Source organism: Vibrio sp. 704 (genome assembly GCF_033339295.1).
Map to the genome: position 1 here is coordinate 25,081 of NZ_JAWOUH010000017.1, position 22,531 is coordinate 47,611.

General features: G+C 47.8%; 17 protein-coding genes. 9 read left to right on the forward strand and 8 right to left on the reverse strand.

Going from position 1 to position 22,531, the window contains the following annotated elements:
* Nucleotide 1: 1 nt before the first annotated feature.
* Both R7R24_RS18650 and R7R24_RS18655 read right to left on the reverse strand, forming a co-directional pair.
* Entirely contained in the window at nucleotides 2-1,474 is a 1,473-nt protein-coding gene (locus tag R7R24_RS18650; RefSeq protein ID WP_085570079.1) for a chromosome partitioning protein ParA, read from the reverse strand.
* 13 nt (nucleotides 1,475-1,487) lie between these two features.
* Entirely contained in the window at nucleotides 1,488-2,840 is a 1,353-nt protein-coding gene (locus tag R7R24_RS18655) for a serine/threonine-protein kinase (RefSeq protein WP_053349772.1), read from the reverse strand.
* A 219-nt stretch (nucleotides 2,841-3,059) separates the two neighbouring features.
* Here R7R24_RS18655 and R7R24_RS18660 point away from each other — a divergent pair, with 219 nt between their 5' ends.
* The 4 genes from R7R24_RS18660 to R7R24_RS18675 all read left to right on the forward strand — a co-directional run bounded on the left by R7R24_RS18660 (nucleotide 3,060) and on the right by R7R24_RS18675 (nucleotide 6,058).
* Nucleotides 3,060-4,067 carry a substrate-binding domain-containing protein gene (locus tag R7R24_RS18660; RefSeq protein ID WP_017636149.1) on the forward strand — a complete coding sequence of 336 codons (1,008 nt, stop codon included), beginning with the start codon at nucleotides 3,060-3,062 and terminating at the stop codon, nucleotides 4,065-4,067.
* A 55-nt stretch (nucleotides 4,068-4,122) separates the two neighbouring features.
* Complete coding sequence (locus tag R7R24_RS18665) at nucleotides 4,123-5,058, forward strand: LysR family transcriptional regulator (protein ID WP_005379132.1); 936 nt, start codon at nucleotides 4,123-4,125, stop codon at nucleotides 5,056-5,058.
* Nucleotides 5,059-5,327: 269 nt separating this feature from the next.
* A complete protein-coding gene (locus tag R7R24_RS18670) occupies nucleotides 5,328-5,732 on the forward strand; it encodes an SMR family transporter (RefSeq protein ID WP_005379135.1) in 405 nt (134 codons plus the stop codon).
* Nucleotides 5,729-6,058, forward strand: a complete 330-nt coding sequence (locus tag R7R24_RS18675; protein WP_005478614.1) for an SMR family transporter — start codon at nucleotides 5,729-5,731, stop codon at nucleotides 6,056-6,058. The genes R7R24_RS18670 and R7R24_RS18675 overlap by 4 nt, the downstream gene beginning before the upstream one ends.
* Nucleotides 6,059-7,302: 1,244 nt before the next feature.
* Here R7R24_RS18675 and edd read toward each other — a convergent pair.
* Nucleotides 7,303-9,099: a phosphogluconate dehydratase gene (edd, locus tag R7R24_RS18680; protein WP_318119587.1), complete on the reverse strand. Its 1,797-nt coding sequence runs from the start codon at nucleotides 9,097-9,099 to the stop codon at nucleotides 7,303-7,305.
* On the reverse strand, nucleotides 9,099-9,623 hold the full coding sequence (locus tag R7R24_RS18685; RefSeq protein WP_033905875.1) for a gluconokinase: 525 nt from the start codon (nucleotides 9,621-9,623) through the stop codon (nucleotides 9,099-9,101). Before R7R24_RS18685 ends, edd begins: the two co-directional genes overlap by 1 nt.
* A 153-nt stretch (nucleotides 9,624-9,776) precedes the next feature.
* Here R7R24_RS18685 and R7R24_RS18690 point away from each other — a divergent pair, with 153 nt between their 5' ends.
* Nucleotides 9,777-11,153, forward strand: coding sequence for a GntP family permease (locus R7R24_RS18690; RefSeq protein ID WP_012841240.1), 1,377 nt, complete (start codon nucleotides 9,777-9,779; stop codon nucleotides 11,151-11,153).
* 9 nt (nucleotides 11,154-11,162) lie between these two features.
* A complete protein-coding gene (locus R7R24_RS18695; RefSeq protein ID WP_054579536.1) occupies nucleotides 11,163-11,774 on the forward strand; it encodes a bifunctional 4-hydroxy-2-oxoglutarate aldolase/2-dehydro-3-deoxy-phosphogluconate aldolase in 612 nt (203 codons plus the stop codon).
* 104 nt (nucleotides 11,775-11,878) lie between these two features.
* Here the strand turns inward: R7R24_RS18695 and xapA are convergent, their stop codons facing one another.
* Nucleotides 11,879-12,703 (reverse strand): xanthosine phosphorylase, encoded by an 825-nt coding sequence (gene xapA, locus R7R24_RS18700; RefSeq protein ID WP_054579537.1) that lies wholly within the window; start codon nucleotides 12,701-12,703, stop codon nucleotides 11,879-11,881.
* A gap of 121 nt (nucleotides 12,704-12,824) precedes the next feature.
* On the opposite strand from xapA, the gene R7R24_RS18705 reads away from it, so the two are divergent.
* Nucleotides 12,825-13,730 carry a LysR family transcriptional regulator gene (locus R7R24_RS18705; protein WP_005379156.1) on the forward strand — a complete coding sequence of 302 codons (906 nt, stop codon included), beginning with the start codon at nucleotides 12,825-12,827 and terminating at the stop codon, nucleotides 13,728-13,730.
* 80 nt (nucleotides 13,731-13,810) lie between these two features.
* On the opposite strand, the gene gorA is transcribed toward R7R24_RS18705, so the two are convergent.
* Together gorA and R7R24_RS18715 are read right to left on the reverse strand one after the other, a co-directional pair.
* Nucleotides 13,811-15,166: a glutathione-disulfide reductase gene (gene gorA, locus R7R24_RS18710; protein ID WP_005379157.1), complete on the reverse strand. Its 1,356-nt coding sequence runs from the start codon at nucleotides 15,164-15,166 to the stop codon at nucleotides 13,811-13,813.
* A 259-nt stretch (nucleotides 15,167-15,425) separates the two neighbouring features.
* Complete coding sequence (locus R7R24_RS18715; RefSeq protein WP_005379158.1) at nucleotides 15,426-16,265, reverse strand: 23S rRNA (adenine(2030)-N(6))-methyltransferase RlmJ; 840 nt, start codon at nucleotides 16,263-16,265, stop codon at nucleotides 15,426-15,428.
* Nucleotides 16,266-16,664: 399 nt separating this feature from the next.
* Here R7R24_RS18715 and prlC point away from each other — a divergent pair, with 399 nt between their 5' ends.
* Nucleotides 16,665-18,707: an oligopeptidase A gene (gene prlC / locus R7R24_RS18720; RefSeq protein ID WP_017635033.1), complete on the forward strand. Its 2,043-nt coding sequence runs from the start codon at nucleotides 16,665-16,667 to the stop codon at nucleotides 18,705-18,707.
* 66 nt (nucleotides 18,708-18,773) lie between these two features.
* Here prlC and asnC read toward each other — a convergent pair whose 3' ends face one another.
* A complete protein-coding gene (gene asnC / locus R7R24_RS18725; protein WP_005389595.1) occupies nucleotides 18,774-19,238 on the reverse strand; it encodes a transcriptional regulator AsnC in 465 nt (154 codons plus the stop codon).
* 113 nt (nucleotides 19,239-19,351) lie between these two features.
* Here asnC and R7R24_RS18730 point away from each other — a divergent pair, with 113 nt between their 5' ends.
* Complete coding sequence (locus R7R24_RS18730; RefSeq protein WP_054579539.1) at nucleotides 19,352-22,477, forward strand: EAL domain-containing protein; 3,126 nt, start codon at nucleotides 19,352-19,354, stop codon at nucleotides 22,475-22,477.
* Nucleotides 22,478-22,531: the final 54 nt, after the last annotated feature.

Below are 22,531 nucleotides of genomic sequence, written 5' to 3' on the forward strand. Positions count from 1 at the left end.
GTTATACATCCTCGCTCACTTTGACAAATTCAGAAATGGTGTGGGTTTCAATGCGATCGGAACCGTCTTGGTTGCGCAGAACATTTTGTTGATAGCGATATAAAATGCCTTGCTCCCAAGTTGCACCAGCTGGCAAGTATTCCCAGGTGGTGTAATTGATTTCGGATGGGGTTGTTGACCAACGTACCATGACGTTCATTTGCGCGAGTTCGGCTTTGGGGGCGCTATTGTTGACCCACCACATGTCGGCAAATTCGCGGGTAACATCTTGGGTGTACAGGCTTGTATCGGTTGGGCAGGTGTCCGTATTTTTCGGCAGTCGCATGACTTGTTGATGGCGCATCAATAGGCACGATTGTGTCATGGACTGTTGGTGGTATTCGGTTTGCTGCCACACGCCGAGGTAGTCAATGTCGTGTTCGCTAGTATTGGGATACGTAAACCAGAGCATTTCTGTGCGGTTATTGTGTTGGATGTTTTTTTTACGCCCGAGACCTTGTACTTTTTCCATCAATAACACGGTGCTCGGATCAAAATTGAGGGCAACGGAGCGGTACTTCCAGTCGCCTTCATCATCGAAGTCTTCGAGAGAGAAGCCATTCAAGTCGTTGCGGGTGCACCCTGTGATTGAACAACCAACGATATTAAACCAATCCGCAAACTTGCTTATCGGTTCGACGACATCTTCCGTGATAGGGCGCTTCATCGAGAGGAAGCAGCCTTGAAAATGATCGCCAATGCTTGGGTGTTCAATCAATGAGTCTTTGGTGATAGTGAATCGAGTTTCACCAATAGGAGGACGATATTTGGGATGATGCTGATAGCGTAGATCGTAAGCACAAGCGCGGCCTTGCCAATCCTTCTTTTTGATGACGATGTTTTTGAACGTCATGTCGCGAGGTTCAAAAATGATCTCATCAGAGGAAAAGTTTTTTTCAATGTACTGCTGGCTTTCGTTTAGGTGCTCAATCGCCTCATTGACAGATACCCAATCGAGATTGAGGTAGCGTTTAGCGTCATCCAGGTAATTGAGATCAAGGCCTTTGAGCTGGCTTTGAAAGTGAGGATCAGACAGCACACGGTTTGCTAGGACAATTTCCTCACGATTCTCAGGCGTGCTGTCGAGAGAAAGCAGCAGACGCGTCATATTGATGCTGCGGCTAGGTTTGGTTGTCGCCATCGTCGGCGTCAGCACTTCTTGGCTTGATAAGGTCGTCAGCAGATAACCTTTATCATCGTTACCAAGGAAGAAGCTAATTACATCACCGGGTTGGTAATGAAATGCTCCTTGCTGAGTGACGCCAGTGATATTGGAACTGGTTTTGTAATACAGGCCAGTCACTGGGGCGTCGATAAAGTAGCCTTGCTTCAAGGTTGAAGCTGGTGGGTGTGAAGTGGCAGCTGAAACGTCTGCTGCCAACGTGGACGTAGCCGTCAATGCAGACAGCCAAAATACCACTGAACGTGTATACATCTTGTTTTAAGCCTTATTGGTTGGTGCTGTCCTTAGACGCACAATTTGGCTGACAACTCATTGGTGTAGTTAGGTGCTTCTCTGGCACCGGTGTCATCATCGCCAACAACATTTTTTGTTTTATATGTTTGGGGATATCTGGGTTAGAGAGTATCCGCCTTCGTGTTAACTCCATCATGGAGTTCACTGAGAGATGTTCGACATTTTGCCCCTTCGCGTGGAAGATGAGGCGAGTCATTTCGTACATCATATCTTCTGCAATCTTCTTCTCTTGTTGCAGCTGGATATTCTTTTGCATCATGGCGCTGCCAAATAACACACCAGAGAGCACAATGATGCCTGACAATACCGAAGCAAGGGGACGTCGTTGTACCAAGCGAAAGGCGCTATACAATGGCCAGTTTTTTTTCTGCTCGATTGGACGGCGTTCGATAATTCGTTCGATATCAATGCGCAATGCTCGAACATTGATATATCGCATTTGAGTGGCAGGACGCGTTGCGCGTCTTATCACCCAGTAAACATCAGACCAAATTGTTGGTGATGGAAACATCAAAGCGAGAATTTTGCCTAAGGAGTACACGTCGCTTTGCTCTGTTAGAACCTGTCCTGCTTGCTGCTCTGGGCTGGCAAAATTTTGGCTAAAAGCAATCAGCGCTGAGGGTGAGTCTTCTCGGTTGGAGTGCGCTTTTTGAGTCAAGTTGAAGTCAAGCAGCTTGGGACGCTTGCTACGATCAATCAGTATATTTTCTGGTTTTAGATCGGCATGCAAAACCTGGTGTTGGTGGGCGTGCTCCATCGCCTGGCAGATCTGCTTAAACAACAGCAGCTTCTCCGTTTTTTCTAGCTTATTTTCAGATAGATACTCATCCAAAGTTTGACCAAACACCCGCTCCATCACGATGTAAACCGAATCTTGATGGAGACCGCCGTCAAACACTTTCGCGATGTAAGGATGGTTTAGACGCGCGAGAAGTTGAGCTTCGTCGAAGAGTGCACGTTGCCCTAACACATTGCTCAAATTGCTTTGAATAAACTTGATAGCCAGATCTTGCTCGAACGTTTCATCTGCACGTAGAGCTGCGTATACGACACCCATGCCACCACGCCCCAACTCATGAGTTAGGCGGTACTTACTGATGATTTCTCCGCTTAGATCGACGTCTTGGTTCGTAGCCTGATGAGCACCAAAATAAAGTAACTGCGTTAGTTGTTCTTCCGGTGTCTCGTTGGCTAAAAGAGGAACGAGTTGTCGATACAGCTCAGGTTGACTTCGTTGCAATGCTTGGAGGTATTGCTGCTTTTGGGAGTCGTCCAGATCAAGCAGGTGGTAGTAAATCTGGGTTTCGCTAGAGCCTAACTGCACTGTGACTAATGTCTTATTCTTTTAGGTACGGCATTTTATAAGAACTTTGATATAAATGTCATTTATTTATTCGGTTTTGATTCACAATCCATGAAACGCAATTTGATGGCTAATGGAGTAATAACGTCATGATTTTGCTAATTATTTTCACTGAGCTTGTCGGCAGAGAGTCTATTCGTCATAATGTTACTTGTAACATTACTGATAAATCACATATTTATGGCTCAACAGAATAAGAAAACTCGTACGACATTGCAGGATGTCGCAGACCAGGTTGGCGTCACGAAGATGACCGTTTCACGCTATATGCGTAACCCTGAATCGGTGGCAGAAAAGACTCGGGCCAAGATTGCGACTGCGATTGAAGAGATGGGTTACATCGAAAACCGTGCACCGGCGATGTTGTCAAAGTCCTCCAGTAAAGCCATTGGTATTTTACTGCCGTCTTTGTCCAACCAAATTTTTGCTTCCTTTGTTCAGGGCATAGAGATGGTGACCAAAGCCAATGGCTATGAGACGCTTTTAGCGCATTTTAGCTACGATGAGCTTGAAGAAGAGCGCAAGATCGCGTCATTACTCTCTTATCAAGTCGATGGGCTTATTCTAACTGAAAGCCATCACACGCCGCGTACATTACAGATGATCAAAAATGCGGGCATTCCGGTGGTCGAAACCATGGAACTGCCATCGGAGCCGATTGATATGGCGGTTGGACTCGATCATGAAGATGCGTCGTACACCGTGGTTAAGCAGATGCTAGATACGGGGAAGCGTACAATCGTCTATTTTGGCGCGCGTCTGGATACGCGAACCAAATTGCGGATGCAAGGTTACGATCGCGCGATGACAGAAGCAGGGCTAGAACCCAAACATGTATTAACTGGTGATCATTCTAGTTTTTCTTTAGCGCATGATTTGCTCGAACGCGCACTGGAAACGCACCCAACGCTCGATGGGGTGTTCTGTACCAACGATGACATCGCAATTGGCACCATGCTGAGTGCGCAGCAACGTGGCATTCAAGTTCCACAGCAATTGGCAGTGGCGGGCTATAACGCGCTGGATATCGGTCAAACCATCAGTCCGAAACTGACCAGCGTTGATACGCCGCGTTTCCAAATTGGTGTAAAGAGCGCAGAGCTATTAATTGCGCGCCTGAAAGGCGAAACGCAAGAAGAAAAAGTCTTCGATATGGGTTATCAGATCACGTCGGGAGAGAGTGTTTAACTAATTGTTAACTGCTCTTTGTATTCGCTCATCAATGGTATTGGTAGGTTAGGGTATGGCACATCAGCTGGATGCATTGGATCTCAACTTAATGCGTTTATTAAAAGCCGTGGTGGAAAACCGCAGCATCAAGCTGGCCGCAATGCAGCTTGGCATTTCTCAACCGAGCGCCAGCCGCGGCGTGATGAAGTTGAAGCAAGTGTTTGATGACCCGCTTTTTGTGCGTAAAGCACATGGGGTAGAGCCATCACCCATGGCGATTCGTCTCGCCGCCGAGTTCGACAATATGGTTGCGCCACTGGAAAAAGTGGTGCAAGAATTTGAAGTGTTCGACCCACTGCAATACCAAGGGCAGATTGCGATTGTAACTGATCCTTATTTGATGGATGAACAAGGGCAGCGACTGCTCACTGGTTGTCATCGAGCCTTTCCCAAAGCGCACTTTGCTTTTTCCAGCTGGAATACTTACTCGCACGATGAAATGTTAGAAGGCGAGCACGATTACTGCATTCTTGACCAAGAGACCGAGCTGTCGAAAGACATTTACATGCGCCCGTTATTCGTTGAAAAACGGGTGATTTTGGCGCGCAAAAATCACCCAACGTTGTCGAAAGTCAGCAATGATTGGGACACGGTGTCCAAACTACCACTTGTCTCTTTGCCTGCGCCCGCGTCATATAAACCGCTTTGTACCGTGGAGTCCGAGTATCGACGCATGGGTTATGAGCCAGTAGTGTTACTGAAGTCCTATAATTTGCGTTTGGCTTGCCAAATGTTGCAAGAAACCGACGCGATTATGTATGCCAGTCAAAGCTCGGCATTGTTGATGCCAGAACTCGCCTCTTACGCAATGCCACCCGTTAATCGTGAGTTCAGTCAGTTTGTGGTCTCTGGCGGTTTCCTTCAAACCAACCGCAACCATCCTTTGCACAGACACCTACATAAAGTGGTGCGACAAACCCTCAATACGCCGCTGATTTTTACGCAGTGACGTCACCTGATGGCATCAGCTGAATGAGAGAGCAGATGCTTTAACCTTATCAGTGTTGTGTGATTACATAGACAACTTATTTCTTAAGATATTCAAAAATGAATATCTCAATTACCTGTCTCTTTTTCCTACCCAGCGCTAACCTTATCTCAAATAGTCAGGAGAAGTGGCTCATTTTTATCTTTTTAACTTTTTGAATGTCGATATAGGTACGCGACATTCACCATTCTCCGTTATGCATTTTTTTAATTTCTGATGGAGGATTAATCATGCTAGTTGCACGTCTATTTTTATTGCTCGCCATCGTTGCCGAAGTAGCTGGCACCAGCACTATGTCTCTTATCGGACAAGGGCACGGGTGGTGGGGCTACATCGTAATGTATGTGCTGATCGCAATCTCTTACTACTTTCTTGCGTTTGCCGCGAAGAAAATATCTATCGGTGTGGCATACGCTGTCTGGGAAGGGTTAGGTATCTCGTTGATCACCGTGGTGTCGATCATCGCCTTTGATGCCAACTTAAACCATCAAGAGTTGTTTGGTTTGATGTTAGCCGTTGTTGGCATTGTGTGTGTGACCTTAGGGGAATCACATGGTCAACCTAACGCCAAGAAAAATGCCGATAAACCGGCAAAAGAACGTTCATTTTCTACTAGTACAAGGTGCGAATCATGAGTCAATTTTTTACGATGTCATTTGGATTTGTCGTGATGGCTGCCTTGGTCGATATCATGGCCAATATGGCGCTGACACGCTCAAAAGGTTTTAAATATAAAGGCTGGGGCATTGCGGCGATTGTGTTGGTACTGACAGCATTCACGCTGTTGGCACAAGCGGTGAAAGAGATCGACTTAGCCATTGCTTATGCCTCTTGGGGTGCGATCGGTATCTTGGGTACCGCAGTAGGTGGAGCCTTGCTGTTTAAGCAGAAACTCAAACCAATCGGCTGGTTTGGTATCTTTGTGGTGATTGCTGCCGTCGTGGTGATGAAGACCGCTTGATGTAATTTACTGAATGCTAGATATCGTCATTCTGAGCAGCAAGAGACGAGCGTGATTCAGAATCTACCAACAAAAAGTGCTGTGGAAGAGGGGTTTTCTCTGGCTTCACAGCACCTTGATATTAGATTCCTGATCTCGCCTAGGCTCGTCGGAATGACGGATTCATTTTTTTAGAAAGAGCAGTGACCAATCCTAAAGCTCGTCATTCTGAACAGCGAGGGACGAGTGTGATTCAGAATCTACCAACAAAAAGTGCTGTGGTAGAGGGGTTTTCTCTGGCTTCACAGCACGCTGATATTAAATTCCTGATCTCGCCTAGGCTCGTCGGAATGACGGACTCATTCATTTTTAAAAAGAACCGAGGCCAATCTCAAAACTCGTCATTCTGAACAGCGAAGGACGAGCAAGAGTCAGAATCTACCAACAAAAAGTGCAGTGGCAGAGGAGTTTTCTCTAGCTTCACAACACGTTGATAGTAGATTCCTGATCTCGCCTAGGCTCGTCGGAATGACGGATTCATTCGTTTAAAAAGAACCGAGGCCAATCCTAAAGCTTGCCATTCTGAACTGCGAGGGACGGTCGTGATTCAGAATCTACCAACAAAAAGTGCTGTGGCAGAGGAGTTTTCTCTGACGTCATAGCATGTCGATATTAGATTCCTGATCCTGCTGAGGCTCGTCGGAATGACGGATTCATTCGTTTTTTAGAAAGAACCGAGGCCAATCCTAAAGCTCGTCATTCTGAACTGCGAGGGACGAGTGTGATTCAGAATCTACCAACAAAAAGTGCTGTGGCAGAGGAGTTTTCTCTGACTTCACAGCATTTTGCTATTAGATTCCTGATCTCGCCTAGGCTCGTCGGAATGACGGATTCATTCGTTTTTTAGAAAGAACCGAGGCCAATCCCAAAGCTCGTCATTCTGAACAGCGAGGGACGAGTGTGATTCAGAATCTACCAACACAAAAGTGTTTCGGCAAAGGGGGTTTTCTCTGGCTTCACAGCACGTTGATATTAAATTCCTGATCTTGCTTGGGCTCTTCGGAGCGACGGATTCATTCGTTTTTAGAAAGAACAGAGGCCAATCCTAAAGCTCGTCATTCTGAACTGCGAGGGACGAGTGTGATTCAGAATCTACCAACAAAAAGTGCTGTGGTAGAGGGGTTTTCTCTGGCTTCACAGCACGCTGATATTAAATTCCTGATCTCGCTTGGGCTCGTCGGAACGACGAGGTCTTTCTTCTCGCCTTAAACAATAAAGCTTGCGCCTTCTTCTGCACTCGATACGTTTTGGCGGATCACGCTAAACAAGCCTCGTCCCCATGTTTGTTGGGTCGATTCGGTATCGAAATGAATCAACTCGCGACCAGTGGTATCGCTTAAGTTGTTCAGTTCGCCCGTTTGGCAATCCAGACGAATCAAATTGCCGTTGCGCACCAAACCAATCGCGCCGCCACGAATGGCTTCTGGAGAAACATGAATCGCAGACGGAATTTTACCTGACGCGCCAGATAAGCGACCGTCAGTAACCAGCGCCACTTTAAAGCCCGCTTTTTGCACGTTACCTAAAATTGGCATCAGCTTGTGCAGTTCAGGCATGCCGTTTGCCGCTGGGCCGTTGTGTGTGACCACAACGATGCAATCTTTGTTCAGCTCACCACGTTTGTACGCAGCTTCCACTTCATGTTGGCATTGGAATACGATCGCAGGTGCAACAATCACGCGTTGCTCTTCTTTCACCGCAGACACTTTCACCACGGCTTTACCCAAGTTGCCAGTCAGTACGCGAGTGCCGCCAGTGTTTTGGAAAGTGGCGTCCGGTTTGGCGATCACGTCACCGTCTTGGCTGCCTTGGCACGGTGTCCAAGTCAGTTGGCCATCGATAAGGCTCGGTAGCGTCATTTGGTCTTCAAATTCACCAAACACGGGTTTCACATCGCGATGCAAAAGCTCGGATTGGTTCAAGCGGTGCAATAACGCAGGCACGCCCCCCGCGTCTTGGAACGCGTTCATATCGGCTGGGCCGTTCGGGTAAACGCGAGCTAACAAAGGAACCACATCCGACAGATCGCTGATGTCTTGCCACGTGAGCAAGATGCCAGCAGCACGCGCCACGGCGATCATATGAATGGTGTGATTGGTGCTGCCGCCAGATGCAAGTAGAGCGATGATGCCGTTGACCAAGCTCTTTTCTGTGACCACCTCGGCCAGCGGACGGAAGTGTGCAGAACCCGCCGTCATTGAGGCGATTTTCAGAGCCGCGTGATCGGTTAACGCTTTACGCAGTTGGGTATGGGGATGAATGAATGCCGAACCTGGCAGCATCAAGCCCATGGCTTCGAACACCAACTGGTTGGTGTTGGCGGTGCCGTAAAACGTACACGTACCCGCAGAGTGGTAAGCGCGACACTCCATATCCAGCAGAGCGTCTTTGCCGACTTCACCCGCTGCGTATTTTTGGCGCACGTCGACTTTCTCTTCGTTGCTGATGCCCGTAGCCATCAGACCCGCTGGTACAAACGCAGTCGGTAGATGCGCGTAAGACAGCGCGCCCATCAGTTGCCCCGGGGCAATTTTGTCACAGATACCAAGCAGTAATGTGGCATCAAAGACATTGTGGCTCAAAGACAACGCCGTTGATTGCGCAATTAAGTCACGCGAAAACAGCGACATATCCATGCCGGCTTGACCTTGAGTCACCCCATCGCACATCGCTGGCACACAACCTGCGACTTGCGCTGTATGTCCGTAGTCCGCCAGCACTTGTTTGATTTGTGCTGGGTAGTCTTGGTACGGCTGGTGGGCGCTCAACATGTCGTTGTAGGCGCTGATCAGCGCGAGATTGGCATGAGTAAAATCGAGAATATTTTTCTTTTCAGAAGAGCAAGAAGCGGCGACTGCATGGGCTAAGTTACCACAAGATAAACCAACACGGCCTTTGCCAGCTTCGGCTTGCACTTCGGTGCGAGCAAGAAAGGCAGCGCGCGCTTCGCGGCTGCGCTCGGTCAAGCGTTGTGTGACCTCAATAACAACAGAGTGAGTCATTACGCCACCTCGATCGCTTGCATTTTGATTAGCTCAGTAGCAGAGCGTTCCACCACGTCGCTGATGTCTCCGTCGATACTGACGATCAGAGTTTGAGGCTCGTTGTCTGGGCGCTCTAGTGTCTCGAATTGGCTCTTCACCATGTTTTCTTTCATGAAGTGGCCTTTGCGCATACGCATGCGATTAAGGATCAACTCCCTATCGCCATCAAGGAACAGGAAGGTCACGTTGTCGTTGCCTTCGCGGATCTGATCGCGGTAAATCTTTTTCAGTGCTGAACAGACAATAATGCCGTGTTCGTTTTTGCTTTCTAGGCTGTACGCCGCATCACGAATGCGTTCTAGCCATGGCTTGCGATCATCATCGTTCAGAGGCTGGCCCGATGCCATTTTCTGAATGTTCGCTCGTGGATGAAGATCATCACCATCAATGAATTTACGCCCTAGCTTTTTCGCTAGATGCTCACCAATTGTGCTTTTACCACTAGCACAAACGCCCATAACGATGACACTACTACCAGCCATAACTTATCCTCATAACCAAATTTGCGCGTGATCTCAATTTTTGAATTCACTTTAAAATATGGGTTTATCTTATTCATGTTATCGGTAACATGTTACCGGTAACTGAAATAAATGTGAACCATAACACAAACAATAATTCTTAAAGGTGAACCTATGGAGCAATTAACCCAAGCCCCAGATCCTACGTTCCTACTGACGATTGCAGGCCTTGCCATTGCAGCGTTACTCGTTCTGATCATTAAACTGAAAGTCCATGCTTTTGCTTCCCTTACTATGGTGAGTTTAGGCACAGCAATCGCCACTGGCGTTCCTTCTGAGAAAGTCGTATCGACCATGATGGGCGGCTTCGGCGGCACACTGGCTTCCGTAGCATTGCTGGTTGGTCTTGGTGCGATGATCGGCAAAATTCTTGAAGTGACTGGCGGTGCGAAAGTGCTGGCAGACACTTTGATTGGTCGCTTTGGTAAAGAGCGCGCACCATTTGCTTTGGGCGTCGCTTCATTACTGTTTGGCTTCCCAATCTTCTTCGATGCTGGCCTTGTAGTGATGATGCCAATCATCCTCAGTGTGGCGGCTCGTTTTGGTGGCTCACCAATTAAATACGCGTTGCCTGCAGCTGGTGCTTTTGCGGTTATGCACGCGTTTGTTCCACCACATCCAGGTCCGGTTGCAGCGGCCGAATTCCTTGGCGCAAACATCGGTCTGTTATTGGTGGTGGGTATTCTGGTAGCTATTCCAACTTGGTACCTTGGCGCTTACCTATTTGGTTTGTACGCGGGCAAAAAATTCGATATCCCACTATCTAAAGCCTTCTTTAATGGCGAAGCGATGGTGGATGAGCGCAACGCACCAAAATTTGGCACGGTTATGACCATCCTTGTGCTGCCAGTCCTGCTAATCTGTTTGGATACGGTATTGAACACACTGGCGGTTGCGGGTGTGATTGATGGTAAAACGGCACTGGTTGAGTTCCTACGTATGCTAGGTAAAACCCCAGTTGCGTTGCTGATCACTTTGATTGTCTGTCTGGCTGTGTTTGCCAAAGACTACGGCATGGCAAAACTAGAAAAATTATGTGGTGAGTCATTGGCTCCTATCTGTGGTGTTATCCTAGTAACGGGTGCAGGTGGCATGTTTGGCGGCGTACTGCGCTCAAGCGGTATTGGTGATGCACTGGCTGACGTTCTTACAGACACAGGTATGCCTGTGATTGTGGCGGCGTTTGTGATTTCAACTTGTCTGCGTGTTGCTCAAGGCTCGGCAACCGTAGCGCTAACCACTACGGCGGCTCTTATCGCGCCAGTAGTGGCAGCATCAACAGGTTTGAGTGAACTCGACCTTTGCTTTATCGTAATCGCGATTGCGGGTGGTGCAACGGTACTGTCTCACTTCAATGACTCTGGTTTCTGGTTGGTATCTCGTCTGCTTGAGATGGATGAGAAAACCACATTAAAAACTTGGACGGTAATGGAAACGTTACTTGGCGGTATCGCGTTTATTATCGTCGCAACATTAAGCTTTATTCTTTAGAGGTTCCCCATGACAACACTTGAACAACGATTAAGAGAAGTCAAAATCGTCCCAGTTATCGCAATCAACGACGTAGCACACGCTCTGCCACTGGCAAAAGTGTTGGTAGAAAACGGTTTACCATGTGCGGAAGTGACATTCCGCACTGAAGCGGCGGCTGAGTCGATCCGCATTATGCGTGAAGCGTACCCAGAACTGCTGATCGGTGCTGGTACAGTACTGACAACAGAGCAAGTGGACATCGCGATCGAAGCGGGCGTGGACTTTATCGTTAGCCCAGGCTTCAACCCAACCACAGTGAAATACTGTCAGCAACGTGGCGTGACTATCGTACCGGGTGTAAACAACCCAAGCTTGGTTGAGCAAGCGATGGAAATGGGTCTGCGTACGTTGAAGTTCTTCCCTGCTGAGCCATCAGGCGGCGTAAGCATGCTGAAAGCACTCACGGCGGTTTACCCAGTTGAATTCATGCCAACAGGTGGCGTAAGCCCATCCAACGTGGAAGATTACCTAGCGCTGAAATCGGTTGTAGCTTGTGGCGGTACTTGGATGGTGCCAACCGCAATGATGGACAACGGCGATTGGGAAGGCATTGCTGAATTGGTTCGTGCAGTTAAGTAAAACGCACAAACGGCTCCGAAATACCCCCGAACGTTAGAAAACGTGACACAAAAAAGGGTCATCAAGTTACTTGATGACCCTTTTGCTTTTGGAATGAAACGGCTTTAGAAGTGATGCTTCATAAAGCGCTTAATAAAGCGAATGAAATCTGCTTCGGCTAGCTTCGCGCACTTCAATGTTTGGGCGTGAGACAATTCTACATCTCCCAAGCCTTCTGCCATGTTGGTGATCGCACACACTGCCAATACGGGTAAGCCGCAATGCGCCGCAGAAATCACTTCTGGCACGACCGACATGCCCACTACATCACCACCGATGATTTGCATCATGCGGATTTCGGCTGCGGTCTCAAAGTTGGGGCCTGTGTAAGAGACAAACACGCCTTCATTGAGGTGAATGCCATTGGCTTTGCCGACTTCAAACGCTTCTGCGCGCAGGGCTTTGTCGTACGCATTGGCGAGGCTGAAGAACCTCGGGCCGTACTCTTCATCATTCGGACCGATCATTGGCGATTCAGGCATGGTATTGATGTGGTCATGAAATACCACCAGAGAACCGACGTCGATGCGTTCAGGGCGAAGTGAGCCTGCCGCGTTGGTGACGAGCAGAAACTCACAGCCCAGCTTTTTAAAGGTGCGTACGGGCGTGGTCATGACCTTCATTGAGCCGTGTTCGTAGTAGTGACCGCGACCTTTCATGCACACTACGTCTACGCCGCCCATGGTGCCAAGTACCAACTCACCAGAGTGGCCTTGCACGGTGCTAACCGGAAAGCCTTCGAGCTCTTCGTATGGAATGACCACTTTGTCTTGTAGCTCGTCTGCCAATACGCCTAAGCCAGAGCCTAAAATAAACGCCGCTTTAGGTTGGAAGTTTGGTTTGCGTTCGCGAATGGTTTGTAGCGCGCCGATTACTGGATCGTGATTCATGTTAGTCACCTTCTGGTTGTGTGTTGATTCCATTGTGTGACTTTCTGCGCTGGTTATCTTTGCTTTATTCTCTACTATCATCCTTAAAAAGAGGATGATGAAATTTGCTAGGACTCAATGCATGAAGTCAGAACCATTTGAGCGCGTGACGCTGAAGATGCTGCGTTACTTTTACGAGGTCGCACAAACCAAGCATTTCACTAAGGCGGCTGAGAATCTCAATATCACCAATTCGCCGTTGAGCAATCGCATCAAAGAGTTGGAAGAGGTGCTTAACGTCAAACTGTTTGAGCGTGATTCAAGAAACGTCATGCTGACGGAGGCCGGACGATTGTTGGAGTCCAAATGCCAACTGATTTTTCAGACCTTGGATGTTTCGCTCAATCAAGTGCAGCAAGTGGGCTTGAACCAGAGAAACATTTTGCGAGTTGGTGTGGTAAGTAGCGCATTTTGGGGCGGATTTGATCGTCTGTTACAGCGCTTCCATGCTGAGCATGACACTTATCACGCCGACATTTTTGACCTTAACCCAGAGACGCAAAAGAAGCACCTTAGCGAGAAGAAAATCGATGTGGGCATTGTGCGTTTTGCTGATGCACTCAACATTTATCCGTATCAGTCGGTATCTTTGGGCAAAGATGTGTTTGTGGTGGCGGTGTCGGAGCAACATGAGTTAGCCAGCAAATCTTTGCTGCGGCTCCAAGATTTAAAGACGTGTGAGTTTGCGTTTATGAGTTTGGCGAATTCTGCCTCGGCAAACTTCATCATCAATGCCTGTCTGCAAGAAGGCTTTTCACCCCATATTGGCAAACAAGTGGTGGAGCCAAGCACTTTGATGGCGTATGTGGCAAACAGCAATACCGTGACGTTGGTGCCGTCGACGTTTTCTCAGCATCATTGGCATGGGATTCGTTTTATCAAGCTGAAAGAGTCACTGCGTGCAGACTTGTGTCTGATTCATGATGGTAAGCAGGAGAGTGCTATTAAAGCCGAGTTTATTCGCACATTATTAGAGAATGCGAGTTAAGCATGGGATAACAAAAAAGGTCATCCTAAGATGACCTTTTCAAATGATTCACTGAAATCAGTAATGAGATTAGCGCGTAATTAACGCATCGTTACGAACTCTTCAGAGCCCGTTGGGTGGATAGCCACAACAGAGTCGAAGTCTGCTTTGGTTGCGCCCATCTTCATTGCTACGCCGAAGCCTTGGATCATTTCATCTACCGTGAAACCGATGCCGTGCAGACCAACAACCGTTTCTTCTTCGCCCGCACATACAAGCTTCATCTTACATGGTTGACGGTGCTTAGTAACGGCGGTGTACATCGCCGTAAAGCCAGACGTGTAGACTTTGATATTGTCTTTGCCGTACTTCTCTTCCGCTTCTTGCGTCGTTAGACCGATAGTGCCGATTGGTGGGTGGCTAAATACCACAGTTGGTACCAAATCGTAGTCCATCTTCGCGTTTGGTTTGTTGTTGAAAAGACGCTCAGAAAGTTGACGACCCGCTTTCACTGCTACTGGTGTTAGTTCGATACCGCCTTCCATGATGTCACCCACACAGTAGATGCCTTTCACGTTAGTTTCTTGGTATTCGTCTACCTTGATGTAGCCTTTTTCGTTCGTTGCCACACCGGTTGACGCTAGGTTGATTGCGTCTGTCGCTGGGTGACGACCGATTGCCCAAATCAGTTGGTCAACGTTTTGGCTTTCACCGTTTTCTAGGTGCAGAGTTAGGCTGCCATCGGCTTCTTTTACCACTTCTTTTGGTACAGAGTGGGTGTGCAGTTTTGGACCTTCTGCGTCCATTACTTCAACCAACGTATCGATGATCATTGGATCGAAGCTACGTAGTGGTGACTCTTTACGTACGAACAGGTGCGTTTCTGTACCTAGCGCGTGCAGTACGCCAGCAATTTCAACTGCGATGTAGCCTGCGCCAACAACCGCAACGCGTTTTGGTTGCTCTGCTAGGTCGAAGAAGCCGTTTGAATCGATGCCGTATTCAGCGCCTGGAATGTTTGGAATAGTAGGACGACCACCAACCGCGATCAGGATGTGATCCGCAGTATAATGTTCACCGTTTACTTCTACGGTTTTCTCGTCAACAAACTTAGCAAAGCCTTTAATCACGTTTACTTTGTTGTTGCCAAGAACGCGATCGTAAGATTGGTGAATACGACCAATGTACGCCTGACGGCTCTCAACCAGTTTGCTCCAGTCGAAACCTTTCACGTCGACATCAAAACCGTAATCTTCTGCGTACAGGTTCATTGCTTCTGCGATTTGTGCGCCGTGCCACATCACTTTTTTCGGTACACAACCTACGTTTACACAGGTACCGCCAAGGTCTTGAGCTTCGATTAGCGCAACTTTCGCGCCGTACATCGCCGCACGGTTTGCAGATGCGATGCCGCCACTGCCGCCACCGATACAGATATAGTCAAAATGAGTCGCCATTACTTTCTCCAAGAGCTTATAAATTTTATCTGGTACATAGATAGATTGGGATGACCTTGTCCGAACTCAATGCCACCGTTATCCCACTATCATAAATCGAATTCGACTAATTCCTAAATGGGAAAAAGCGACAATACTTATGACAAATAGCGATGAGAGGCACAAAAAGAAGAATAAGCACGATTGGAGGAAGAAGGTGAGAGCATAAAAAAGCGCAACGAGAATGTCGTTGCGCTTGAAGATATCAGTACTGAAGTGCTTACTCTGGCACAATCCAGTCCACTTTCCAGTGGCCAGTTGCTGGTGCGATCGCGTCTTGCAGGAATGGCAGAATCTCTTTCATCTGGCTTTCCAGTTTCCATGGCGGGTTAATCACAATCATGCCGGATGCCGTCATGCCGCGCTCGTTGGTATCCGGTGCAACACCTAACTCGATTTGCAGAATTTTACGAATACCGAGTGCTTCCAAACCTTCGATCATATCTTCGATGTCGTGACGGTTTACCACTGGGTACCAAATCGCGTAGATACCGGTGGCCCAACGTTTATGGCTCTGATGAATCGCTCGCACCACATCGCGGTACTCTTTCGCGAGTTCGTATGGTGGGTCAATCAGCACCAAACCACGACGTTCTTGTGGCGGTAAGCTTGCTTTGAGGCGTTGGAATCCGTCCTCTTTGAAGATGCTCACTTGGCGATCACGATGGAATTCTTGCTCTAACAATGGGTGATCGGCTGGGTGCAACTCGGTCAGCACCATGCGATCTTGTGGGCGGATTTGCGCGCGCGCCACACGTGGTGAGCCTGGGTAGTAACGCAGCTTCTCGCCATTGTTGAGCACTTTAATGGCATCGATGTAGCTTTTGATGTCTTCGGGAATGCTTGGGTTATCCCAAATACGTGCGATGCCTTGTTTGTATTCGCCCGTTTTTTCAGACCATTCGTGAGTCAGATCGTAACGGCCCACACCCGAGTGGGTATCGTGATAAACGAATGGCTTATCTTTTTGTTTCAGCGCATCAAGAATGAGGCTTTGAACGATGTGTTTGACCACGTCGGCATGGTTGCCAGCGTGGAAGCTGTGGCGGTAACTTAACAAATTAAACTCTCGAAACACTCTTTGGTTGAGTGTGGTCTGTGATTTTCACTCTATGGCGGTATTATACTCAAGTAACTTAAAGATGTAGAACTTCCAATCAAATCTGTTCCTCTGATAAGGGGACGCTATTGAAATTTCTTTAAGTCACCCACACTTACTATTGGTAATCGAATTGAACTAGGTGAGTTTCTCGCACTCAAAAGGGTGTGAAATTTCATTTAGGTATAACAAGACTCAAGGACAGAGTAGCGCTGGTTGACTATATGATGGTCATCGCGGCATAGAGAAAGGGAACGGAGCTCCCCCAATCCATGTTGCTGGCTCGTCTGTACATTGAGTTGGCCTATCTACACAAAATAGACAGGCAATCACAGAGTCAAAACACAAAAGGAATTATTCATGTCTAATCCTCTTCTGACGTTTACGGACCTACCTCCGTTTTCTCAAATTAAACCAGAACACATCAAGCCTGCCGTTGAGCAAGCGATTGCTGACTGCCGAGCAAAAATCGATGAAGTTCTACAAGACAACGCTCACCCAACTTGGGACAGTGTGATTGCGCCAATTGAAGAAGCGGATGATCGCTTAAGCCGCATCTGGTCGCCAGTGGGTCACATGAACTCGGTAGTGAACAGCGAAGAGCTACGTGAAGCTTACGAAAGTTGCCTACCAATTTTGTCAGAGTACGGCACTTGGGTTGGTCAGCATAAAGGGTTGTACGAAGCGTACAAAACCATCAAAGCGAGCGAAGAATTTGCAACGTTAACTCGTGCCCAGCAGAAAACCATCACTGATGCACTGCGTGATTTCGAGTTATCAGGCATTGGTTTGCCATCCGATGAGCAGCACCGTTACGGCGAGATCAGCAAACGTATGTCTGAGCTGAGCTCTAAATTCTCTAACAATGTGCTGGATGCCACCATGGGTTGGACCAAGCACATCACAGACGAGAAAGACCTAGCAGGTATGCCAGAATCGGCGCTGGCAGCAGCGAAAGCTGCCGCAGAAGCAAAAGAGTTAGATGGTTACCTCATTACGCTAGATATCCCATCTTACCTACCTGTCATGACGTACTGCGATAACCAAGAGTTGCGTAAAGAAGTGTACGAAGCGTACGTGACGCGCGCTTCTGATCGAGGTCCAAACGCAGGCAAATGGGATAACTCAGAAATCATTACTGAGCAGCTAAAACTGCGCCATGAAATTTCACGTATGCTAGGTTTCAATACTTACAGTGAAAAGTCGTTAGCAACAAAGATGGCTGAAACGCCGGATCAAGTGCTGGGCTTCCTGAATGACCTAGCGACACGTGCGAAACCGCAAGGTGAACGTGAAGTCGAAGAGTTACGTCAGTTTGCGAAAAGTGAGTTTGGTGTTGAAGAGCTGAACGTTTGGGATATCGCTTACTACAGCGAGAAACAAAAGCAGCACCTGTTCCAAATTTCGGATGAAGAACTGCGCCCATACTTCCCAGAGTCAAAAGTCGTGAGCGGTCTGTTTGAAGTGCTAAACCGCGTGTTTGGCATGACCGTTACTGAGCGCGAAGGCGTAGACACTTGGCATGAGTCCGTGCGCTTTTTCGATATCTTTGATGCTGAAGGCACACTCCGTGGCAGTTTCTACCTAGATCTCTACGCTCGTGAACACAAACGTGGCGGCGCGTGGATGGATGATTGTCGTGGTCGTCGCGTTACGCTATCTGGCGAGCTGCAAACGCCGGTTGCGTATCTAACGTGTAACTTCAACCGTCCAGTGGGCGACAAACCAGCACTGTTCACGCACGATGAAGTCGTGACGCTATTCCATGAGTTTGGTCATGGAATCCACCACATGTTGACGCAAGTTGATACAGGTGCTGTTTCAGGTATTAATGGCGTGCCTTGGGATGCGGTTGAGCTACCAAGTCAGTTCCTAGAAAACTGGTGTTGGGAAGAGGATGCGCTGGCGTTCATTTCTGGTCACTATGAGACAGGTGAGCCGCTACCTAAAGCGATGCTAGACAAAATGCTCGCAGCGAAAAACTTCCAATCTGCGATGGGTATTTTGCGTCAGCTAGAATTCGGCTTGTTCGACTTCACGCTTCACACCGAATATGACCCTGAAGTGGGTGCGCGTGTACTGGAAACTCTGGCGAAAGTGAAAGAGAAAGTCGCGGTAGTTCCTGCGGTTGAGTGGGCGCGTTTCTCACACAGCTTCGGCCATATTTTTGCTGGTGGCTACAGTGCGGGTTACTACAGCTACCTGTGGGCTGAAGTGCTGTCGTCAGACGCGTATTCTCGCTTTGAAGAAGAAGGCATCTTCAACAAAGAGACGGGTCTAAGCTTCCTGAACAACATCCTAGAAATGGGGGGCAGTGAAGAGCCAATGGAGCTGTTTAAGCGCTTCCGTGGCCGCGAGCCACAAATCGATGCACTGTTGCGCCATTCGGGTATTGCGGCGTAAATTGAGCAAAAAACATCAAGGCCAACCGTTCGGTTGGCCTTTTTTGTACAGTTTTTATAAAAAATTTTACGGATTTACGTTTCGGTTGATCGGGTTCTGCAACGATATCAATGTCTCCGTGGACTGAACCTCATCAATGGCTTGCAGCTTGTCGATCAGTACAAATTGCAGCTCTTCAATCGATTTGCACATCAATTTGACGAATATGTTATACGCGCCCGTGGTGTAGTAAGCCTCAACGACTTCGTCGAGCGCGTTGAGTTTTTCTAACGCGGAGTGGTAATCACGAGCTGCATTGAGGTTAATACCAATAAAGCAGCACACATCGTAGCCAAGCTTTTTGGTATTGATGATCACCTCCGTTCCCTCGATGATGTCAGCCGACTTCATCTTCTCGATACGCACATGGATAGTGGCAGGGCTGACATCGAACTGCTTTGCCATTTCTGCGTAGGGCGTTCTGGCGTCAGCCATCAGTGTTTTTAATATTGCGCGGTCAAGGTCGTCGAGTTTCGGCAGGCTCGCATTCATACTATGATTTCCGTTAGGGATAGAGTTTTACCTCCCTTTTATACTCATAGCGGATAGGATTCACAAGGTTTGGCAGGAGTAACTGCGGGTTAACTCCGAGCTATGGAGATAATGTGCAGCGTTTTCTGGTTATTGCCGCGCTATGTTGGAGCGCGTTTGCTACGGCCTCAGATCCGAAGGTGTTGGTCGTGCACTCCTATCATCAGGGTTTTTTCTGGACGGACTCCATACAGCGAGGCATCGAGCAACAGCTGGGCGATCGAGCGCTGGACATGCGTGTGCTCTATCTAGACTCGAAACGTAACCAGAGTGAGCAGTTTTTTGCACAACTAAAATCCTTATATCTTACGAAATTACGCAAAGAGCGATTCGATGCCATTTTAGTGAGCGATAACAATGCGCTTGAACTCATGCAGCGTTTAGCCCCAATCATCAAAGACACCCCAGTTATATTTAACGGCATTAATAACTACCATCCTTCTTTACATCGTTCTCTGAATGCAACCGGAGTCATGGAAGATGTCGATTTGGAAGCGAATCTCGCTCTTATTGAGCGCTTACATCCGAACTACACACAAGTTCTCATCGTCAGTGACCACTCGGTGACCGGTGAGGTGTTGCGTTATCAAATCGACAATTTTGTCCTCAAGTTCCCGCAATATCGAGACAAAATCGTACAAGTTGTTCCAGACAGTATTATCGATCTAAAACAACAAGTCGCAAAACTGAGTTCCGATAAAGTCGTCTTGTTCTGGACCTATTACCGAGATAAACAAGGTATGGTTGGCAGCGAGCGTGACTGGGTTGGTGTCAACAAAGTCTCAAACGCGCCGCTGTTTATGGTGCATGACATTGGTTTGGGTCATGGCGCAGTTGGAGGGGTTATTCAAAGTGGTTATCGGCATGGTATTGAGAGCGCAGAGATGCTTGAGTTCGTTTTGGATAATCCTGATCAGCCTCTGCCTGCCGTGAAAAAAAGTGATTCTGAAATAAAGCTCGATTACCAAGCGGTAGCGCGTTGGGGATTGGGGGCTGAACAAGAGGTTTCTGCGGTATTTTTTAATAAGCCAATGAAGCTTTCTGAACGTTTTGCCAAGGAAATTCGCCTGTTTGGTAGCCTGTTTGTGGTGATGTCGGTGGTCATTTTGCTGATGGGTTACTATTTACAGCGGATGCGTCGAAGTGAGAGCGCTGCGCGAGAAAGCCAGGCTATTCTAGAATCGATTTTCGATCAGAGCATGCAGTATATGGGCATTTTGGATGCCAACGGTGTGCTTAAATCGGGCAACGATCACCTTCAATCCTTACTTTATCACCGAGGACTGCGTTTAGACCGACCACTTTGGTTTCATACCAACTGGAGTGAGAAAGCCCAAGCGCTGCTAGAGGAGTATTTCCATGCGCCTCACCATCAAGTGTCGACGTTTGAAGCTGAAATTTGGAGTAAAGAACACGGCGCCTTGGTATTAGAAGTTTCGCTCAAGCCTTTTTCTCAGCAAGTAGGGAACCATAAGCAATACTTGTTTGAAGCGCGCGATATTACCAGTCGTAAATTGATGGAGGACAAGCTCTACCAACGTGAGTCAACCCTACGCAACTATTACGAGCAGCAGCCCGTGATGATGGTGACGCTTGATAGTAATAACCGAATTCAAGAAGTGAATCGATTTGCTCAACTACTTCTTGGCTACAAACCGATGGACATGCTCGGACATCGCCTGAGGGAGTTCTATTTTGATGACAAAGTGCTGTTCCCTCGCCAAGTGTTATTGCAACCCAACCAGCAAGTGCATGGTGTTTGGCGACGTGAAGTCGAGTATCGTCATGCAAATGGTCATCGTGTTTGGGTGCGCGAGAATATTCGTCCGCTGAGTGAATCTGAGCAACTACTGATTGTGGGCGAAGATATTACCGAAACCAAACTGCTTTCCGAGAAATTGGAATACCAAGCTCGCTATGACTTACTGACGGGGACTTACAACAGAAACCATTTTGAACTAGAGCTTAAGACCGCACTGTGCGAAGTGGACAGCCATCGTCGAGTCCACGCCATGCTGTACCTCGACTTAGATCAACTAAAAGTCCTCAATGATACGGTTGGGCATGATGCAGGTGATGCGGCGATTCAATTCTGCGCCAGTATGCTGGAAGGCGTTCTGCCGTACAATTCCATCTTGGCTCGAATGGGAGGCGATGAGTTTGCGGTTTTACTCAAAGACTGTGACGAATATGGCGCCATCAATATTGCCAAACTGATCATCTCGACACTAAGCGAACACCTCTTTATTTGGGAAGACACACGCCTGTTCATCAGTTGCTCAATTGGTATCCGTATCATCGATCATACCGCTGATACGCCACAAATGGTGCACGCTCAAGCAGACTCTGCTTGTCACGCCGCTAAAGAGCAAGGCCGTAACCGCTATAATCTATTCAGCTTAGATAACGAAGAGTTGCAGCGTCGTCAGATGGAAATGCAGAGCGTCAATTTGGTGCATGAGGCATTGTCGAATCAACGTTTAGAACTGTTTGCTCAACCGATAAAAAGCTTACAAAAGCACGAGACTCAAATGTATTTTGAGATTTTGGTGCGTATTCGCAATGGGTACGGTGATTATGTTTCTCCTGCGCTGTTTATCCCTGCTTCCGAGCGCTACAACATTGCCCATTGGATTGATAAGCAGGTTATTACTCAAACGCTAGAGTGGTTTGAACAGCGTCCTGAGGTGATTGAACAGCTTGGTCGCTGTTCGATAAACCTTTCAGGTCAATCTATGGGGAATCAAGAGTTTATTGACTTCTTATTGGAGCGATTGGAAAGTTCGACTCTGCCGTGTGAAAAAATCTGCTTAGAAATCACCGAGACAGCGGCGATGAGCAATCTGGATCAAGCCATTGAGCTGTTTACCAAGCTAAAGTCTTTGGGTTGCATGATTGCATTGGATGATTTCGGATCTGGATTGTCTTCATTTGGTTACTTAAAGAAACTTCCTGTCGATATCGTGAAAATTGATGGTCTTTTCGTGCAAGATATCAACATAAATGAAATGGACCGCGTGATGGTTCGTTCAATCAATGACTTGGCGAAACAGCTCGGCAAAGTGACGGTGGCGGAGTTTGTCGAAAATGACCAGGTTATGCAGCATTTGATAGACCTCGGTGTGGACTACGGCCAAGGCTACGGTATTGGCCATCCTAAGCCGCTTTCTGAGCTAGTGGAGCAACTGACGGCTGTATAACCTCTGCGTAGCAAGCTCAACCTAGCATTAATAGGTAACTTAGGTATACACTCA

Bases quoted from the DNA above. Each gene is read 5' to 3' on its own strand.
- prlC (WP_017635033.1), top strand. From the start codon at position 16,665: ATGTCTAATCCTCTTCTGACGTTTACGGACCTACCTCCGTTTTCTCAA.
- R7R24_RS18685 (WP_033905875.1), bottom strand. From the start codon at position 9,623: ATGGCTGGTAGTAGTGTCATCGTTATGGGCGTTTGTGCTAGTGGTAAA.
- xapA (WP_054579537.1), bottom strand. From the start codon at position 12,703: ATGAATCACGATCCAGTAATCGGCGCGCTACAAACCATTCGCGAACGC.
- edd (WP_318119587.1), bottom strand. From the start codon at position 9,099: ATGACTCACTCTGTTGTTATTGAGGTCACACAACGCTTGACCGAGCGC.
- asnC (WP_005389595.1), bottom strand. From the start codon at position 19,238: ATGAATGCGAGCCTGCCGAAACTCGACGACCTTGACCGCGCAATATTA.
- R7R24_RS18690 (WP_012841240.1), top strand. From the start codon at position 9,777: ATGGAGCAATTAACCCAAGCCCCAGATCCTACGTTCCTACTGACGATT.
- R7R24_RS18695 (WP_054579536.1), top strand. From the start codon at position 11,163: ATGACAACACTTGAACAACGATTAAGAGAAGTCAAAATCGTCCCAGTT.
- R7R24_RS18705 (WP_005379156.1), top strand. From the start codon at position 12,825: ATGAAGTCAGAACCATTTGAGCGCGTGACGCTGAAGATGCTGCGTTAC.
- R7R24_RS18660 (WP_017636149.1), top strand. From the start codon at position 3,060: ATGGCTCAACAGAATAAGAAAACTCGTACGACATTGCAGGATGTCGCA.
- R7R24_RS18675 (WP_005478614.1), top strand. From the start codon at position 5,729: ATGAGTCAATTTTTTACGATGTCATTTGGATTTGTCGTGATGGCTGCC.
- R7R24_RS18670 (WP_005379135.1), top strand. From the start codon at position 5,328: ATGCTAGTTGCACGTCTATTTTTATTGCTCGCCATCGTTGCCGAAGTA.
- gorA (WP_005379157.1), bottom strand. From the start codon at position 15,166: ATGGCGACTCATTTTGACTATATCTGTATCGGTGGCGGCAGTGGCGGC.
- R7R24_RS18650 (WP_085570079.1), bottom strand. From the start codon at position 1,474: ATGTATACACGTTCAGTGGTATTTTGGCTGTCTGCATTGACGGCTACG.
- R7R24_RS18665 (WP_005379132.1), top strand. From the start codon at position 4,123: ATGGCACATCAGCTGGATGCATTGGATCTCAACTTAATGCGTTTATTA.